Annotated in this window: 12 protein-coding genes; 5 read left to right on the top strand and 7 right to left on the bottom strand. The window is 74.1% G+C overall.

Annotation, left to right across the window (positions count from 1 at the left end; genetic code table 11):
* Positions 1-312: 312 nt before the first annotated feature.
* The 5 genes from ACFUMH_RS13965 to ACFUMH_RS13945 form a co-directional block, all read right to left on the bottom strand.
* On the bottom strand, positions 313-993 hold the full coding sequence (locus ACFUMH_RS13965; RefSeq protein WP_378206559.1) for a hypothetical protein: 681 nt from the start codon (positions 991-993) through the stop codon (positions 313-315).
* 863 nt (positions 994-1,856) lie between these two features.
* Positions 1,857-2,363, bottom strand: coding sequence for a GNAT family N-acetyltransferase (locus tag ACFUMH_RS13960; protein WP_378206556.1), 507 nt, complete (start codon positions 2,361-2,363; stop codon positions 1,857-1,859).
* Positions 2,364-2,379: 16 nt separating this feature from the next.
* Positions 2,380-3,597 (bottom strand): acetate kinase, encoded by a 1,218-nt coding sequence (locus ACFUMH_RS13955; protein WP_378206552.1) that lies wholly within the window; start codon positions 3,595-3,597, stop codon positions 2,380-2,382.
* A 5-nt stretch (positions 3,598-3,602) separates the two neighbouring features.
* Positions 3,603-5,792, bottom strand: a complete 2,190-nt coding sequence (gene pta / locus ACFUMH_RS13950; protein ID WP_378206549.1) for a phosphate acetyltransferase — start codon at positions 5,790-5,792, stop codon at positions 3,603-3,605.
* Between the two features lie 99 nt (positions 5,793-5,891).
* Complete coding sequence (locus ACFUMH_RS13945; protein WP_378206546.1) at positions 5,892-8,450, bottom strand: phosphoketolase; 2,559 nt, start codon at positions 8,448-8,450, stop codon at positions 5,892-5,894.
* 264 nt (positions 8,451-8,714) lie between these two features.
* On the opposite strand from ACFUMH_RS13945, the gene ACFUMH_RS13940 reads away from it, so the two are divergent.
* Positions 8,715-9,674, top strand: a complete 960-nt coding sequence (locus tag ACFUMH_RS13940) for an SURF1 family protein (RefSeq protein WP_378206543.1) — start codon at positions 8,715-8,717, stop codon at positions 9,672-9,674.
* An 89-nt stretch (positions 9,675-9,763) separates the two neighbouring features.
* Here the strand turns inward: ACFUMH_RS13940 and ACFUMH_RS13935 are convergent, their stop codons facing one another.
* Positions 9,764-11,524: an ABC transporter ATP-binding protein gene (locus ACFUMH_RS13935; RefSeq protein ID WP_378206540.1), complete on the bottom strand. Its 1,761-nt coding sequence runs from the start codon at positions 11,522-11,524 to the stop codon at positions 9,764-9,766.
* Positions 11,521-13,365 (bottom strand): ABC transporter transmembrane domain-containing protein, encoded by a 1,845-nt coding sequence (locus ACFUMH_RS13930; protein ID WP_378206537.1) that lies wholly within the window; start codon positions 13,363-13,365, stop codon positions 11,521-11,523. Before ACFUMH_RS13930 ends, ACFUMH_RS13935 begins: the two co-directional genes overlap by 4 nt.
* 108 nt (positions 13,366-13,473) lie before the next feature.
* Between ACFUMH_RS13930 and guaA the strand changes: the two genes are divergently transcribed.
* From guaA to ACFUMH_RS13910, 4 genes are all read left to right on the top strand, one after another.
* Positions 13,474-15,060, top strand: a complete 1,587-nt coding sequence (gene guaA, locus ACFUMH_RS13925) for a glutamine-hydrolyzing GMP synthase (protein WP_378206533.1) — start codon at positions 13,474-13,476, stop codon at positions 15,058-15,060.
* A 50-nt stretch (positions 15,061-15,110) separates the two neighbouring features.
* A complete protein-coding gene (locus ACFUMH_RS13920; RefSeq protein ID WP_378206530.1) occupies positions 15,111-15,563 on the top strand; it encodes a DUF3817 domain-containing protein in 453 nt (150 codons plus the stop codon).
* A 1-nt stretch (position 15,564) separates the two neighbouring features.
* Positions 15,565-16,710 (top strand): glycosyltransferase family 4 protein, encoded by a 1,146-nt coding sequence (locus ACFUMH_RS13915; protein ID WP_378206527.1) that lies wholly within the window; start codon positions 15,565-15,567, stop codon positions 16,708-16,710.
* Between the two features lie 216 nt (positions 16,711-16,926).
* A complete protein-coding gene (locus tag ACFUMH_RS13910) occupies positions 16,927-17,394 on the top strand; it encodes an aromatic ring-opening dioxygenase LigA (RefSeq protein WP_378206524.1) in 468 nt (155 codons plus the stop codon).
* Positions 17,395-17,471 lie beyond the last annotated feature (77 nt).

The raw sequence follows: 17,471 nt of genomic DNA, 5'->3' as shown, positions 1-17,471 counted from the left end.
GCGCTCACGACGTGAGCGCTGCACGGGCCGTTGCCGCCCTGCCGCGAGAGGTGACGTCTCTGAATCCGTGAACGAAGGTCAGCGGTGTCGCTTCCGCCGGCCGACGACGGCGTAGGCCGCGCCACCTGTCAGAGTGAGCGCAGCGACGACGAGCGGCCATGCGTCTGGTGCGATCGCGTGCGCGACGGCTGCGGCGCTGACCCCGAGGCCGTACGGAAGCAGAGCAAGCCAGCCGCTCGGCCGGTGCTGGAGGTTCGACTCCGCGGTCTCAGGATCGACCGGGCGTGCAGCGGGGAGATCACTCATGCTGTGTCACCACGTCCAGGACTGGTTCAGAGGCACGCACTGGGAGGAGCCAACCACCTTCCATGCGGGCTGGGTCGGAGGAACGCGCGCTTGGTAGCACGACGCGGTGTAGTCCGCCGCGACTCGCGAAGGAAGCGCCTTCAAGGTGTTCATCAGTGGGTTGAATCCCACGGCCCCACAGGCGTACTTGACCCAGGGAACCGCCTGGGCGACCTTGATGCGCTCCGAGAGGACGACGCAGCCGGCTGCGGCGCTCACGGTAGCCATGCTATTGACGGCAAGAGCCAGAACGCGCACCTCCAACGTGTTGAGTGAAAGGTAGATGCCTACGCCAAAGGTCATCTTCGGGTCCGCAACGACGGGATAGGCTGTCTCGCTCGTGACGAAGACCTTCTGCGTGACTGTCTGGCCCGCGATCTGGTAGGCGGTCCTCACGTCGTCACCGTTTGCGTCGATCGCCCATGGTGCATCCAGCGCGGCCACGATGGTCTTGAAATGGCCGCCGGGTGCAGCCGCTGCTCTCACGAGGTCGACGCCGCCGTCGGCCCGCGCGACGGGGATCGCGCCCTCGAACTCGTACGAGAACGAGTCGACCTGAGAATCGGGAAGGATCGTCTGGACGCGGACGGAGTCGCCTAGGTCCTGGACGGCCGTGTCTACCGTGTCACCATCGCCGGGGTATACCACCGTGCCGGTCTGATGCGACCGATCCCTGCTGATCGGAACCGGGGAGGCTCACGGAGATGCCACCGGCAACGATGGCTCCGTCACCCGCCTGTGGGAGGAGTGCGTTGTGAACGCCGCTGGCAGCGTAGCCGCCCTCGTGGCTCACCTCGGGCTCCAGCACGGCCGCAGGCGCGGCTGCCGCAACCGTCAGCGCCACCTCGTCGATTCCGCTCGTCGTCTCAGCCGCCTCTGCGCTCTGAGCCAGTGATCCGGCGACGACGACGGCTACCAGCACAGTCCCTGCGCGACGCCGTCCATGAGCGTGTTTGGTCATGTCACATCCCCCTATTGCGAGAGTCGAGAGCGTCCCGACACTGGCAGCCTAGGGCGGTGGGGCCTCCCGTCGCAGGCGATTGGAGCGCGAGTTTCTCTACTGAGCGGGCGGCTGCGGCCGACGCCAACCTGCGGCGCAACGTCGGATCGATCCGGGTGGTGTCGCGCAGATTGCTTCTTCCTGCTCACCGTGTTCGTCACGAGCTCGCACGTCTGCTTGAAGAGGGGTCAGGGGAGTGCCGCCTACGCGGACTCGTCCCGGGGGTGTCGGGCTTCATGCTTTCCGTTGCTACGGCACATCCACGTACCCGGGACAGCCGTGCGGTGAGAGGCCTGGCCGACTGTGGCAGAGCCGGGTCGACGGGGCGGGATAGAGGCCCACTTCGTCGCAGACCTCAGGGAGTCCGAGGACACGGCGGCCGCTGCGGAACGGTCCTCCGCGCACAATGGGCGACGACCTCGCCGGGAAAGCGGAAGCTGCTTGGAGCCGGCGTTGTCCTGAGCGAGTCCCGCAGCGAGGACCCTGGAACGCGGGGCGCTCACCCCCGGCCTCACCGGGTCAAGGGCCGCGACCGCCACACCACGGCGAGCCGCGAGTCGCCCCTCGGGTGCGCCTCGACGCGCTGCACGGTGAAGCCCTCCCGCTCGTAGAACGCGCCGGCACGGACGTTGGCCGCGACGTGCTCGATCCACAGCCGGTCGGCGTCGGGCGGGAGCCGGTCGGCGACCGCGCGCAGGAGGCGCGGGCCCAGCCCGGCGCCGCGGTGGTCGGGGTGCACGTACAGCTTCCAGACGACGTGGTCGTCGCCGACGCAACCGTGCTGCGCGACCCCGACGAGATCGCCGGCCCGCTCCGCGACGAGGACGACGCCGTCGGCAACGGCACGGCCGACGTACGCGTCGCCCCACCACTGCCGGACCTGCGCCCGCGCGCCCTCCGGGCCGAGGATCGGCGTGTAGTGCGCGGCCACGTGCGTCGCCCCAAACCGGCAGACCGCGGGCACGTCGTCGGTCCCCGCGGTGCGCACGACCACGTCCGCCACGTCCTGCGCCGCCATCCCGCGCTCTCTCCGGTCAGGCGCCGATGACGTCCAGCGACTGCCGCGCGATCGCCAGCTCCTCGTTGGTCGGCACGACGAGGACCGTGACCCTCGCACCCTCGGGCGAGATGACCGTCGGCTCGCCCTTGCGCCCGGCGTTGCGCTCGGGGTGGACCTCGATGCCCATCGCGTCGAGGCCCTCGACGAGGCGGGCGCGCACGAGGTCGTCGTTCTCGCCGACGCCGGCCGTGAACGTGAGCGCGTCGAGGCGGCCGAGCACCGCGTGGTACGCCCCGACGTACTTGCGCAGGCGGTGCAGGTAGACGTCGAGCGCCAGCAGCGCGCGTTCGTCGCCCTGGTCGACGAGCTGGTGCAGCGCGCGGAAGTCGTTCTCGCCCGCGAGGCCCTTGAGGCCCGAGCGCCGGTTGAGCAGGTCGTCGATCTCGTCGACGCTCATGCCCGCGTTGCGGTGCAGGTGGAACACGACCGCCGGGTCGATGTCGCCCGACCGCGTGCCCATGACGAGGCCCTCGAGGGGCGTGAGCCCCATGGAGGTCTCGACCGCGACGCCGCCGCGCACGGCCGACGCCGACGCGCCGTTGCCCAGGTGCAGGACGATCTGGTGCAGCTCCTCGAGCGGCCGGCCGAGGACCTCCGCGACCTGCTGCGACACGTACTGGTGCGACGTGCCGTGCGCGCCGTACCGGCGCACCTGGTGCTCCTCGGCCACCGCCGTGTCGATCGCGTACGTCGCGGCGGCGTCGGGCAGCGTGCGGAAGAACGCGGTGTCGAAGACGGCCACGTGCGGGACGTCGGGCAGCAGCGCCTTCGCGACGCGGATGCCGGTGAGGTTGGGCGGGTTGTGCAGCGGCGCCAGCGGCGACAGCTCCTCGATCGCCGCCTCGACGGCGTCGTCGACGAGCACCGGCCCGTCGAACCGCGAGCCGCCCTGCACGACGCGGTGCCCGACGGCGACGACGTGCGACGTCGACAGGTCGGGGCCGATCTCGTCGAACAGGCCGAGCACGACGCGCAGCGCCTCGGCGTGGTCCGGCACCGGCGTCTCGCGGCGTGTGGTCTCGCCGTGGGCGACGTGCTTGACCGCGCCTCGCGCCTCGCCGATGCGCTCCACCAGGCCCGACGCGACCGCCTCGCCCGTGACCGGGTCGACGAGCTGGTACTTCACCGACGACGAGCCGGAGTTGACGACGAGGACGGTGCCGCGGGCGCCGCCCGAGGGGGTGGTGGTCATCGGGCTCAGGCCTCCGGGGCGGTGGTGGTGGCGGGCGCGGGGGCGGGGTCGACGGACGGCGCCGGGGTCTCGGGCGTCGCGGTCTCCCGGGGCTCGGGCTGGGCGACGTCGGGGTCGGCGGCCTCCGCCGCCGGGGCGGACAGCGCCTGCGCCTGGATCGCGGTGATCGCCACCGTGTTGACGATGTCCTGCACGAGCGCGCCCCGCGACAGGTCGTTGACGGGCTTGCGCAGGCCCTGCAGCACCGGCCCGATCGCCACGGCGCCGGCCGAGCGCTGCACGGCCTTGTACGTGTTGTTGCCGGTGTTGAGGTCGGGGAAGACGAAGACGGTCGCGCGGCCCGCGACCGCCGAGTCCGGCATCTTCGTCTTCGCGACGGACGCGTCCACAGCGGCGTCGTACTGGATCGGGCCCTCGACCGACAGGTCGGGACGGCGCTCGCGGACCAGGGCGGTCGCGGCGCGCACCTTGTCCACGTCGGCACCCGTGCCGGACTCGCCCGTCGAGTACGACAGCATCGCGATGCGCGGCTCGATCCCGAACTGGGCGGCCGTGCCGGCCGACGAGATCGCGATGTCCGCGAGCTGCTCGGCCGTCGGGTCCGGGATGACGGCGCAGTCGGCGTAGACCAGCACGCGGTCCTCGAGGCACATGAGGAAGGCGCTGGACACGCTCGACGTGCCGGGCGCGGTCTTGATGATCTCGAACGACGGCTTGATGGTGTGCGCGGTCGTGTGGATCGCCCCGGAGACCATCCCGTCCGCGTGCCCGAGCTGGACCATCAGGGTGCCGAAGTACGACACCGACGAGACGATCTCGCGGGCCCGCTCGATGGTCATGCCCTTGTGCCTGCGCATCTCGGTGTACGCGGCCGCGAACGTCTCGAGCGTCTCGCCGCTCTTGGGGTCGATGACCTGCGCCTCGTCGAGGTCGAGGCCCAGCTCGGTGGCGCGCGCCCGGATCGACGCCTCGTCGCCGAGGATCGTCAGGTCGGCGACCTGCCGCTGGAGCAGCGTGGACGCCGCGCGCAGGATGCGGTCGTCGCCGCCCTCGGGCAGGACGATGCGCTGGCGGTCGCCCCGTGCCCGCGCGAGCAGCTGGTACTCGAACATGAGCGGCGTCACGACCTCGGGCCGCTGCACGTCCAGGGCGGCGAGCAGCGCGGCCCCGTCCACGTGCTGCTCGAACAGGGCGAGGGCGGTGTCGACCTTGCGCTGCGCGTCGTGCGTCAGCCGGCCGCGCGTCCGGGCGGCGGCGCTCGCCGACCGGAAGGTGCCGAGGTGCGTCCGGATGAGCGGCAGGCGCGAGCCGAGGCCCTCGACGAGCCGCTGGATGCTGTCGGCCGGCGTCAGGCCGCCGTTGAGGATGATGCCCGCGAGCGAGGGGAAGCCGTCGGCCTGGTGCGCCAGCAGCAGCCCCAGCAGCACGTCGGCGCGGTCGCCGGGCGTGATGACGACGGCCCCGTCCTGCAGGCGGTCGAGCAGGTGCTCGATCGACATGGCGCCGACGACGACGTCGAGCACCTCGCGCGCGAGCAGCTCCTCGTCGCCGCTCGTCAGCTCGCCGCCGACCGCGTCCATGAGCTGGCGCAGCGTGGGGGCGTACAGCAGCGGCGACTCCGGCAGGGCCCACACGGGCGCGGTCCCGGACAGGGCCTGCACCACCGCGTCCATCCCGCCGGGGGCGACCCGGTTGGCGACGACGCCGACGACCTGCGCGTGGTTGGCGGCGATCTCCGTGCCCGCGACCTCGGCGGCGTGCCGCACGTCCTCGGGGCTGCGGTTCGCGCCGTTGACCACGAGCAGCACCGGGGCCGCGAGGTTCGCGGCGACGCGCGCGTTGTAGGCGAGCTCGGTCGGGCCGGCGACGTCGGTGTAGTCCGTGCCGACGACGACGACCGCGTCGCAGCGGCGCTCCACCTCGTGGAACCGCGTGACGATCCCCGACAGCGCGGCCTCGGGGTCGGCGATCACCTCGTCGTACGTGGCGCCGACGGCCTCGTCGTAGGAGATGTCGACGCCGTCGTGCGCGAGCAGGAGGTCGAGGACGTAGTCGCGCTCGTCCGTCGAGCGGGCGACGGGCCGGAACACCCCGACCCGTTGCACCGACCGCGTGAGCAGGTCGACCAGACCGAGCGCGACGACGGACTTGCCGGTGTCGCCCTCCGCGGACATGACGTAGATCGTGCGGGCCACTGCGTGCTCTTCCTCCCGAGGTCGCCCGCCGCTCCCCGGCGGCGGACGGGTGGTGGGTGCGGCGACCGGCCGGCCGCCGCACCCACCGACGTGGTGCTGCTACTCGTTGTCCCCGCCGGTGTCCGTGGGCGTCGACACGCGGTCCTGCTGCGGGCCGCCGACCTCGGTGCCCGTCTCGCCGGCGTCCGGCCACACCCAGTCACGGACCTCCGGGATGTCCTCGCCGTGCTCGCGCGTGTACTGGCGGGCCGCGATGCGGGCGTCGACCATGCGCTGGCGCAGGCCGGCGTGGGAGGCGCGCAGCCAGTGCACGTGGTCGATCACGTCGATGACGAGCCGGTACCGGTCGAGGTCGTTGAGCATGACCATGTCGAACGGCGTCGTGGTCGTGCCCTCCTCCTTGTAGCCGCGCACGTGCAGGTTCTTGTGCCCGTTGCGGCGGTACGTCAGGCGGTGGATGAGCCACGGGTAGCCGTGGTACGCGAACACGATCGGCCGGTCGGTCGTGAACAGCGTGTCGAACTCGCGGTCGGAGAGCCCGTGCGGGTGCTCGCGCTCGTCCTGCAGCCGCATGAGGTCCACGACGTTGACGACGCGGATCTTCAGCTGCGGCAGCTCGCGCTTGAGGATGTCCGCCGCGGCGAGCACCTCCAGCGTGGGCACGTCGCCGGCCGCCGCGAGCACGACGTCCGGCTCCTCGCCCGGCACCTCGCTGCCGGCCCACTCCCAGATGCCGAGGCCGCGCGTGCAGTGGGCGACGGCCTCGTCCATCGTGAGGAAGTTCGGTGCGGGCTGCTTGCCGGCCACGACGACGTTGACGTACTGCCGGCTGCGCAGGCAGTGGTCGTACGTGGACAGCAGGGTGTTCGCGTCCGGCGGCAGGTAGACGCGCACGACCTCGGCCTTCTTGTTGACCACGTGGTCGATGAAGCCGGGGTCCTGGTGGCTGAAGCCGTTGTGGTCCTGGCGCCACACGTGGCTCGAGAGCAGGTAGTTCAGGCTCGCGATCGGCCGCCGCCACGGGATGTCGTTGGTGACCTTGAGCCACTTCGCGTGCTGGTTGAACATCGAGTCGACGATGTGGATGAACGCCTCGTAGCTCGTGAACAGGCCGTGCCGCCCGGTGAGCAGGTACCCCTCGAGCCACCCCTGGCACTGGTGCTCCGACAGCATCTCCATGACGCGGCCGGCCCGGGCCATGTGCTCGTCGACGTCCGGCCCCTCGAACTCGGCGTTCCACTGCTTGTCGGTCGCGTCGTACACGGCCTGCAGGCGGTTCGACGCCGTCTCGTCCGGCCCGAAGATCCGGAAGTTGTCCGGGTTGCGGCGCACGACCTCGGTGAGGAACTGGCCGAGCACGCGCGGCGCCTCGGCGAAGCTCCCGCCGGGTCGGGGCACGTCCTGCGCGAACTCGCGGAAGTCCGGGAGGCGCAGGTCGCGCATGAGCAGGCCGCCGTTGGTGTGCGGGTTCGCGCTCATGCGCAGCTCGCCGGACGGTGCCAGGGCCCGGATGTCGGCGTCGACGCGTCCCGTGGCGTCGAAGAGCTCCTCCGGCCGGTACGACGCCAGCCACTCCTGCAGCACGGCGAGGTGCTCGGGCGTGTCCCGGGCGCTCGCGAGCGGGACCTGGTGCGCGCGCCACGAGCCGGTCGTCTTCTTGCCGTCGATCTCTGCCGGTCCCGTCCAGCCCTTCGGCGTGCGGAAGACGATCATCGGCCACATCGGCCGGGACTCGTCGCCCTCCGCGGCGCGCTGCTTGATCGCCGCGATGCGGTCGAGGACCTCGTCGAGGAGCTCCGCGAAGCGGCGGTGCACGCTCACCGGCTCCTCGTCGTCGAACCCCGCGACGAACACGAACGGCTCGTGGCCGTAGCCCACCATGAGGTCGTGCAGCTCGTCGTCGCTGATGCGCGCGAGGATCGTCGGGTTCGCGATCTTGTACCCGTTGAGGTGCAGGATCGGCAGCACGACGCCGTCCTGGCGCGGGTTGACGAACTTGTTCGAGTGCCAGCTGGTGGCGAGCGGGCCCGTCTCCGCCTCGCCGTCGCCGACGACGGCCGCGACGAGCAGGTGCGGGTTGTCGAAGGCCGCGCCGTACGCGTGGCTCAGCGCGTAGCCGAGCTCACCGCCCTCGTGGATCGACCCCGGCGTCTCGGGGGCCACGTGGCTGGGGATCCCGCCCGGGAAGGAGAACTGCCGGAACAGCCGGCGCAGGCCCTCCTCGTCCTCGGTCACGTCGGAGTAGACCTCCGAGTACGTACCGTCGAGGTAGGCGCTCGCCACGAGCCCGGGGCCGCCGTGGCCGGGGCCGGTCACGTAGATCGTCGACTGCTCGCGCTCGGCGACCGCGCGGTTCAGGTGCGCGTACAGGAAGTTCAGGCCGGGTGTCGTGCCCCAGTGACCGAGCAGGCGCGGCTTCACGTCCTCGCGCTGCAGCGGGCGGCGCAGGAGGGGGTTGTCGAGCAGGTAGATCTGGCCGACCGACATGTAATTGGCGGCGCGCCACCACTTGTCGATCCGCTCGAGGGTCGCGTCGTCGAGGCGGCCGGCGCCGGTGCGCCACGCGGCCCGGGCCTCCGCGGCGGCGAAGTCGCCGGCGGCGATCGGCGCGGGGCTCTCCGTGGTGCGCTGCGGGTCCCTGGCGGTGCTCGTGCTCATGTCCCCTCCGTTGCTCGTGGATCGAGGCGTCGTCCCTAGTCACCCAGCCTTCCGTGCGGGCTGGACGGGGGGCGGGACGTCCGGCCCAGAGCTGGTGTGCTCCTGGCCACATGCCATACAACCGCACCCACGACGGGCCCGCAGGGCGCCGCGGGCACCGCCGGGTGAACGGCCGTCGACGCGGGGGCTGGGGTCGGCCCGGCGTGCGGCCGGGGGACTCCGTCGACCGCACGGGACGACCGGTCGCGGGGGTTACCGTGAGGTGTGGCCGACGCACCGACCTCCGTGTGGCGCGCCGCCGTGCGCCCGCGCATGCTCGGCCTGCTCGTGCTGCTGCTCGCGGCCGCCGCGGTGTGCGGGCGGCTGGGCGCGTGGCAGCTCGAGCGCGCCGAGGTCCGCGGTGCCGCCGCGGAGGAGCGCCGCGCCGCCGAGGTCGCCGAGGCGGACCCGGTGCCGCTGGCCGACGTGCTCGTGCCGGGCGCGTCCGTGACGGGCGAGATGGTCGCCCGCAAGGTCGTCGTCACGGGCACCTGGGAGCCGGGCACGCTGCTGGTCGAGGGGCGCGCGCACGACGGCGCGACCGAGGGCGCGCTCGTGCTGACGCCGCTGCGCGTCGACGGCGCGGGCGCGGAGGAGCAGGGCGCCGGCGCGGGGCAGCCGGGCGCGGGCGGGCAGGCCGCGGACGCGCATGCCACGGGCGGCACCCTGCTTCCCGTGGTGCGCGGCTGGACGCCGGGCACGGAACCGGTCGCGGACGTGCCCGCCGGTCCCGTCACCGTGGTCGGCTGGCTGCAGGGCGGGGAGGAGGCCGGCGCCGCCGTGGTCGACGGCCGCACGGACGCCATCAGCCCGGCGCAGCTCGTGCACGTCTGGGGCGCGCCCGTCTACACGGGGTACCTCGTCGTCGCGTCGGTCGAGCCGGCCGACCCCGCGGACCTCGAGCTGCTGGCCCCGCCGACCCGGGCCGGGACGGGCCTGAACATCCAGAACCTCGCCTACGCGGCGCAGTGGTGGATCTTCGGCCTGTTCGCCGTCGGCCTGTGGTGGCGGCTCGTGCGCGACGAGGCGGCGGGGCGGCCGCCGATCCCCGGGGACGAGCCCGGGGAGCCGGCTGAGGGCCCTGCCGACGCGGCCAGTGACGCGAGCGGCGACGGGCCCCGTGACGACGGCGCCGACCCCGGGCGCGGCGTGGCGCCGCCGGAGGTCGCCGGCGCGACGCGCTGAGCGCGCGCCGCGCCGACGGACGGGTGCGGCCGGTCAGGTGCGACCGGTCACGTGCGGTCACTCGGGTGCGGCGAGCCGGCAGCCGTCCGTCAGCCGCGGTCCGACGACTCGTGCTGCCACGAGTGCCACAGCGCCGCGTACTCGCCGCGCGCGGCGACGAGCTCCTCGTGCGGGCCGATCTCGCTGATCCGCCCGCCGTCGACGACCGCGACGCGGTCGGCGTCGTGGGCGGTGTGCAGCCGGTGCGCGATCGCGACGACCGTCCGGCCGGCGAGCACCGCCGACAGCGACCGCTCGAGGTGCCGCGCGGCGCGCGGGTCGAGCAGCGACGTCGCCTCGTCGAGCACGAGGGTGTGCGGGTCGAGCAGCACGAGCCGCGCGAGCGCGACCTGCTGCGCCTGCGCGGGCGTGAGCGGCGCCCCGCCCGAGCCGACCTCGGTGGCGAGCCCCTCGGGCAGGGCCTGCACCCAGTCCCACGCGTCGACGGCGCGCAGCGCGTGCTCGAGCTCGGCGTCGTCCGCGCCCACCCGCGCGAGGCGCAGGTTGTCCGCGAGCGTCCCGACGAACACGTGGTGCTCCTGCGTGACGAGCGCGACGTGGCCGCGCAGGTCGTCGAGGGGCAGGTCGACGAGCGGCACGCCGCCCACGGTCGCGGTGCCGCCGGTGGGCGGGTGGATGCCGGCGATCATCCGGCCGAGCGTGGACTTGCCGGCACCCGACGGACCCACGACCGCGAGCCGCTCGCCGGGGGCGAGGTCGAGGTCGATGCCGTGCAGGACGTCGTGCCCCTCGCGGTAGGCGTAGCGCAGCCCGCGGGTGGCGACCCGCTCGTCCGTCGGCGTCGCGCCCGTCGCCTCGCGGTCCGGCGCGACGAGCTGGACGCCGACGATCCGCGCGAGCGCGGTGGCGGCGACCTGGATCTCGTCGACCCAGAAGATGAGCTCCCAGACCGGGCCGGCCATCTGGTACGCGTAGAGCACGATCGTGGTCACCGCGCCGAGCGTCACACGGCCGTCCGCGGCGAGCCACCCGCCCCACAGCAGCACCGCGACGGGCGCGAGCACGAACGCGAGGTCGATCGCGGGGAACAGGACCGTGCGCAGGCGCAGGGTCACCTTCTCGGCGTCGAACGCGTCGGCGAGGTCCGCGTCGATGCGGCGCGTCCGGCGCCCGGCGAGCCCGAGGGCGTCGACCGTGCGCGCGCCCTCGACCGTCTCCGTGATCGTGCCGTTGAGCACCGCGTACGTCGCGGCCTCGCGCACGTAGGCGGGCGTCGCACGGCGCAGGTACCAGCGCACGGTGAGCACCATCGACGGCACGCCGACGAACAGCCCGAGCGACACGAGCGGCGACAGCAGCACCGACGCGGCGACGGTGAGGCCGATCGTGACGACCGCGACGATGACGCGCGGGACGCCGAACCGGACGGCGTGCTGCAGCTTGTTGACGTCGTTGGTGGTGCGCGCGACGAGGTCGCCCGTGCCGGCGCGCTCGACGGTGGACAGCGGCAGCGCCGTCACCGTCTCGACGAACTCCTCGCGCAGCTGCGCGAACACCTCCTCGCCGAACAGCATGGACGCGCGCTGCGCGTACCGGATCAGCCCGGTCTGCAGCAGGACGGCGACCACGCCGACGGCGACGAGCGTGTCGACGTACCGCGCGGTCGTGCCGGCCGTGACGGCGTCGACCAGGCGGCCGAGCAGCCAGGGCCCCGCCAGGCCGGCGACGGCCGCGAGCGTGTGCAGGAGCGCGATGCGCCCGAGCGGGCGGCGGTTGCGGCGCAGCAGGCCGCCGGCGTACCGCCGCACGACGTCGCCGTCGGCGACGGGCAGCGTGGTGGCCGTGCTCATGCCTCACCCCCGTGGTCGTGGTCGTCGCGCGCGCCGGGTGCGGCGAGGGCGGGTGCCGGCAGGTCCTCCGGCACGTCGGCGTCCCGCGGCGCGGCCGCGGCGTCGTCGTCCATCCGCCGGCCGACGACGCGGCGGTACTCCGCCGCGACGCCGGGCCCGGCCGCCCCGTCGAGCAGGCCGGCGTGCGTGCCGCGCGCGACGAGCACGCCGTCGCGCACGAGCTGGACCTCGTCGACGTGGTCGAGCACGAGCGGGCTGGCCGTCACGACGAGCGTCGTGCGCCCGCGACGGGAACCGGCGAGGCGTGCGGCGATCCGGGCCTCGGTGTGCGCGTCCACGGCGCTCGTGGGCTCGACGAGCACGAGCACCTCGGCCTCGGTGAGCAGGGCGCGGGCGAGCGCGACGCGCTGGCGCTGGCCGCCGGACAGCGAGCGGCCCTTCTCGGGCAGCTCGCCGTCGATGCCGTCGGGCACCGAGTCGAGCACGTCCTGCGCGTCGGCGAGCGCCATCGCGCGCAGCACCTCGTCGCGCGCCCCCGTGCCGCGCACGTCGAGCTCCTGCGCCAGCGGGCCGGAGAACAGGTGCGGCATGGCCTCGGCGACGACGACGCGCTCGCGCACGACGTCCTTGGGCAGGTCGGCGAGCAGGACGCCGCCCAGGCGCACCGGGGTCGCCGCCTCGGCCTCGTCGTCGAACCGGCCGAGCCGCGTGGCGATGCGCGCGGACTCGTCCGGGTCGGCGCTGACGAGCGCCACGACCCGGCCGGGCTCGAGCGTGACGCCGCTGGCCTCGTCGACGAGCGCCGACCCGGGCGGCGGCGGCGTCGCCGTGGCGGCGCGCACCCCCGTCGCCGGCACGACGCGCAGCACGGCGAGGACCTTGCGGGCCGCGACGTGGGCGCGGGTGGTGGCCTGCAGCATCATCGTCGCGTTCTGCACGGGCCAGGCGAGGAACGCCGCGTAGCCGTACGTGGTGACGAGCTCGCCGGGCGTGATGGTGCCCTCCAGCGCCATGTGCGCGCCCACCCAGACGAGCGCGACGACGAAGAGGCCCGGCAGCAGCACCTGGAGCGCGTCGAGCCACGACTGCGTGACCGCGACCTCCTCGCCGCGGCGCCGCACGAGCTGCGACTGGGTCCGGTACCGCCCGGTGAACACCTGCTCGCCGCCGATGCCGCGCAGGATGCGCAGGCCGGACACCGTGTCGGCACCGAGCGTCGTCAGCCGTCCCGACGCCTCGCGCTGCGCGGCCTGGCGCCGCTGCAGCGGCTTGACCAGCAGGCCGAGCACGGCCGCGACGGTCGGCAGGCCGACGAGCACGATGACGCCCAGGGGCACCGACACGCGCAGCATGAGCACGGCGACGGCCGCGTAGGCCACGAGGGAGCCGACGAACCGCGCGAGCGTCGCGTAGACCTCGCCCACCCGCAGCGCGTCGTTCGCCACCGCGGACACCACCTCGCCGGTGGGCAGCTCGGCCGTGATCGCCGCGCCGGACCGGGCGGCCGTGCGGCCGACCAGCTGCGACGTCGTGAACGCGGCGCGCAGCCAGTTCTGCACGTCGTACCGGTGACCGAGCGCGCCCGCGCCCGCGCTGACGAGCCCGAGCAGGAGCAGCAGCCCGGTGGCCCGCAGGACGCCCGGGCCGAACCCCTCGGCCAGCCCGTCGTCGATCGCCTGCCCGGTCAGGTACGGGAGGAACGCCTGGCAGCCGAAGAGGACGACGCCGCACGCGACGGCGGCGAGGAGGATGCCCCACTGCCGGCGGGCGATCCACCACAGGTACGTGACGGGGCCGCGCAGGGGCGGGGTGCCGGGGTCGGCGAGGGGCAGGGAGCGCACCGGCCTCACGTTACGTGCGGGGACCGACACACCCGGAACACCTTTTCCCCGGGGCCTTGTCCCGGGCCGGTGCGGGGACGGCCCCCCGCCGCAACTAGGCTGTGGGGCGTGACGCAGCCCCCCGAGCCCGCCACCACCCACCGTCCCGTCCTGGTCGTCGACTTCGGCGCCCAGTACGCGCAGCTGATCGCGCGGCGGGTGCGTGAGGCCAACGTGTACTCCGAGATCGTGCCGCACACGGCGTCGGTCGAGGACCTGCTGGCCAAGGACCCGGCCGCGATCATCCTGTCCGGCGGGCCGTCGTCGGTGTACGCGACGGGTGCGCCGTTCGTCGGGCCGGAGCTGTTCGAGGCCGGCGTCCCGGTGCTCGGCATCTGCTACGGCTTCCAGGCGATGGCGCAGGCACTCGGCGGCACGGTCGCGCAGACCGGCCAGCGTGAGTACGGGGGCACGGCCGTCGAGGTCACCGACGCGGGCACCGTGCTGGACGGCAGCCCCGAGCAGCAGACGGTGTGGATGAGCCACGGTGACGCCGTGCACGCGGCCCCGCCCGGGTTCGACGTGCTCGCGACGTCCGCCGGCAGCCCCGTCGCGGCCTTCGAGGACCGCGAGCGGCGCCTGTACGGCGTGCAGTGGCACCCGGAGGTCAAGCACTCCCCGCTGGGCCAGAAGGCGCTCGAGAACTTCCTCTACCGCGGCGCGGGCCTCGCGGCCGACTGGAACCCCGGCAACGTCATCGCCGAGCAGGTCGAGCGCATCCGCGCGCAGGTCGGCGACGCGCGGGTCATCTGCGGCCTGTCCGGAGGCGTCGACTCGTCCGTCGCGGCCGCGCTCGTGCAGCGTGCCGTCGGCGACCAGCTCACGTGCGTGTTCGTCGACCACGGGCTGCTGCGCTCGGGCGAGGCGGAGCAGGTCGAGCAGGACTTCGTCGCCGCGACGGGTGTGCGGCTGAAGGTCGTCGACGCGCGCGAGCGGTTCCTGCACGCGCTGCAGGGCGTGAGCGACCCGGAGACCAAGCGCAAGATCATCGGCCGCGAGTTCATCCGCGTGTTCGAGGACGCCGCGCGCGAGGTCGTCGAGGACGCCGGCGAGCACGGCGAGACCGTGCAGTTCCTCGTGCAGGGCACGCTGTACCCCGACGTCGTCGAGTCCGGCGGCGGCGAGGGCGCGGCCAACATCAAGTCGCACCACAACGTCGGCGGCCTGCCCGAGGACCTGCAGTTCGAGCTCGTCGAGCCGCTGCGGACGCTGTTCAAGGACGAGGTGCGCGCCGTGGGCCTCGAGCTGGGGGTGCCCGAGTCGATCGTGTGGCGCCAGCCGTTCCCCGGCCCCGGCCTGGGCATCCGCATCGTCGGCGCCGTGACGGCCGAGCGGCTGGAGACGCTGCGCGCGGCCGACGCGATCGCCCGCGAGGAGCTCACGCGCGCCGGCCTCGACCGCGAGATCTGGCAGTGCCCCGTCGTGCTGCTCGCCGACGTGCGCTCGGTCGGCGTGCAGGGCGACGGCCGCACGTACGGCCACCCGGTCGTGCTGCGCCCGGTCTCGTCCGAGGACGCCATGACGGCCGACTGGACGCGCCTGCCGTACGACGTCCTGCAGGTCATCTCCACCCGCATCACCAACGAGGTGCCCGAGGTCAACCGGGTCGTCCTCGACGTCACGAGCAAGCCGCCGGGCACCATCGAGTGGGAGTGACCTCCCGCCCGACCCCGCCCGCGACGCCGACGGACCGACGAGAGGACGACGTGACCACCCAGCCCGACCCCGCGACCGCCGGCACCACCCCGGGCACCGCGCCGGGTGCCGCCCCGTCCGCGGCCACCGCCACCTGGGTGCGCAAGGCCTCGGGGTCGCTGCGGCGCTACCGCGTCATGGCGTGGGTGACCGGCGCCATGCTCCTGCTGCTGTGCGTCGAGATGGTGCTCAAGTACGTGCTGCAGGTGCCGGGCTTCACCGTCGAGGGCGACCCGCGCTCGGAGGCCGCGCGGATCATCGCGATGGTGCACGGCTGGGTGTACGTCGTGTACCTGGTGACGGTGTTCGACCTGTGGTCCACGCTGCGGTGGCGGCTCGGGCGCCTGGTCACGATGGCGCTCGCGGGCGTCGTGCCCGTCATGTCGTTCGTGCTCGAGCGCCGTGTGCACGCGCAGGCGCAGGCGCGCATCGACCAGGCGGCCGGCGCGGCGCCCACCGCCTGACGTGCGCGTCGTCCACGTCTCCGACTGCTTCGCGCCCCGCACGGGCGGCATCGAGACGCAGGTCGGCGACCTCGCCCGGCACCAGGCCGCCGCCGGCCACGAGGTGCACGTGGTCACCGCGACGCTCGGCGAGGGCGGCGAGCGCGGCGGCGTCGTCGACGTCGAGGACGGCGTGCACGTGCACCGCCTCGGCGCACGGCTGCCGTTCGACCTGCCCGTCAACCCCGTCGCCGGCCCGCGCCTGCTGCGGGACGCGTTCGCGACGGTGCGGCCGGACGTGGTGCACGTGCACGCGGGTGTGCTCTCGCCGTTCGCGTTCGACGGCGCCCGCCTCGCCACCGCGGCGGGCCTGCCGACGGCCGTCACGTGGCACTGCATGCTCGACGGCGTCGCCGGCCCGGCGTCGGCGCTGGTCCGGCGCACCCGCTGGGCGCGGCCCCGGGCGGCCCTCAGCGCCGTGAGCACCGCGGCGGCGGACCGGGTGCGCGAGCTGTTCGGCGGTGCCGACGTCGCGGTCGTGCCGAACGGGATCGACGCGGACCGCTGGGCACCCGCACCGGCGGCCGAGGCCCCCGCCGACGGCCCGGTGCGGCTCGTGGCGACCATGCGGCTCGCCCCGCGCAAGCGCGCCGTGCCGCTCGTCGAGGTGGTCGCCGCGGCCGCGCGCCGCCTGCCGCCCGGCGCGCTGCACCTCACGGTGATCGGCGACGGCCCCGTGCGGGACGCCCTCACCGCGCGCGTGGCGGCGCTCGGCCTCGACGACGTCGTGACGCTCGCCGGGCGTCTTCCCCGCGACGAGCTGCGCGCCGCGTACGCCGACGCGGACGTCTTCCTCGCCCCGGCCCGCCTCGAGGCGTTCGGCATCGCCGCGCTCGAGGCGCGCACCGCCGGCCTCGTCGTGCTCGCGCACCGGGGCACCGGGATCGCGGAGTTCGTCGCCGACGGGCGCGACGGCTTCCTCGTCGCCGACGACGCCGAGATGGCCGAGGCCGTGGTGCTCCTCGCCGAGGACCGCGACCTCCTCGCGCGGCTGCGCGCGCACGTCCGGACCGTGCGTCCCGCCTTCGCGTGGGACGACGTGCTGGCGGCGGCGGAGGCGGAGTACGCCCGCGCCGCGGTCCTCGCGGCGTGCCCGGCCGGGCCGTAGGTCCCGGTGCGTCTGCGCAGGTCAGGCCCTAGATCCTGACCCCGGCCCGATCCGCGGCCGATCCCGTCCGCGCGTGCTCCTGGACGTGGGACCAGGGTCCCAGGGCGCGGGCCCGACGCGGGAGCACAGTGGTCACGTGAGCAGAACAGCTCACCGGGACCGCTCCCCGCGGGGACGGGCCCGCTTCGGGGAGAAGCAGAAGGATCGGGGAGTCCGATGTCCGCAGCAGTCCGCAAGCCCGCCCACCTCAAGGCCCTCGCCGTCGTGGTGATGGTGTTCGGCATGATCTTCGCCGTCGCCGGCACGGCCACGTGGGCGCTCGTCTCCGGCAACCTGCGCAACGAGCAGATCACCGTCGCCGAGGACGCCTCGTCCTTCGCCGGGGAGCTCGTCGACACGCCGTGGGAGGCGTGGGCGCAGGCCGACATCATCAACCACCACGCGCTCGACGCGTCGGGCGGCAAGACCTACTCGCAGCTGGACCGCGAGGACCCGGTCCGCGACACGATGATGAACGGCTCGTTCCTGCGGGCCTCGCTCTTCACCTCGATCGTCGCCTTCGGCGTCGCGCTGCTGGTCTTCGGCCTCGGTGTCGTCCTCATCGTCATCGGCGAGGCGCTGCGCCGGGTCGCGGCCCGCGTGGACGTCCCGGCGGTCGCCGCCGCGGAGCCCGTCACCGTCTGACGCACCGCACCGCACCGCACCGCACCGCACGGCCGCACGCACGCGGCGAGGGCCGGTACCCGGGTGGGTACCGGCCC

Source organism: Cellulomonas sp. NPDC057328, from assembly GCF_042667215.1.
Classification (GTDB): Bacteria; Actinomycetota; Actinomycetes; order Actinomycetales; family Cellulomonadaceae; genus Cellulomonas.
Note: the sequence above shows the minus strand (reverse complement) of the source record. Positions and strands in the feature narration are given on the sequence as shown.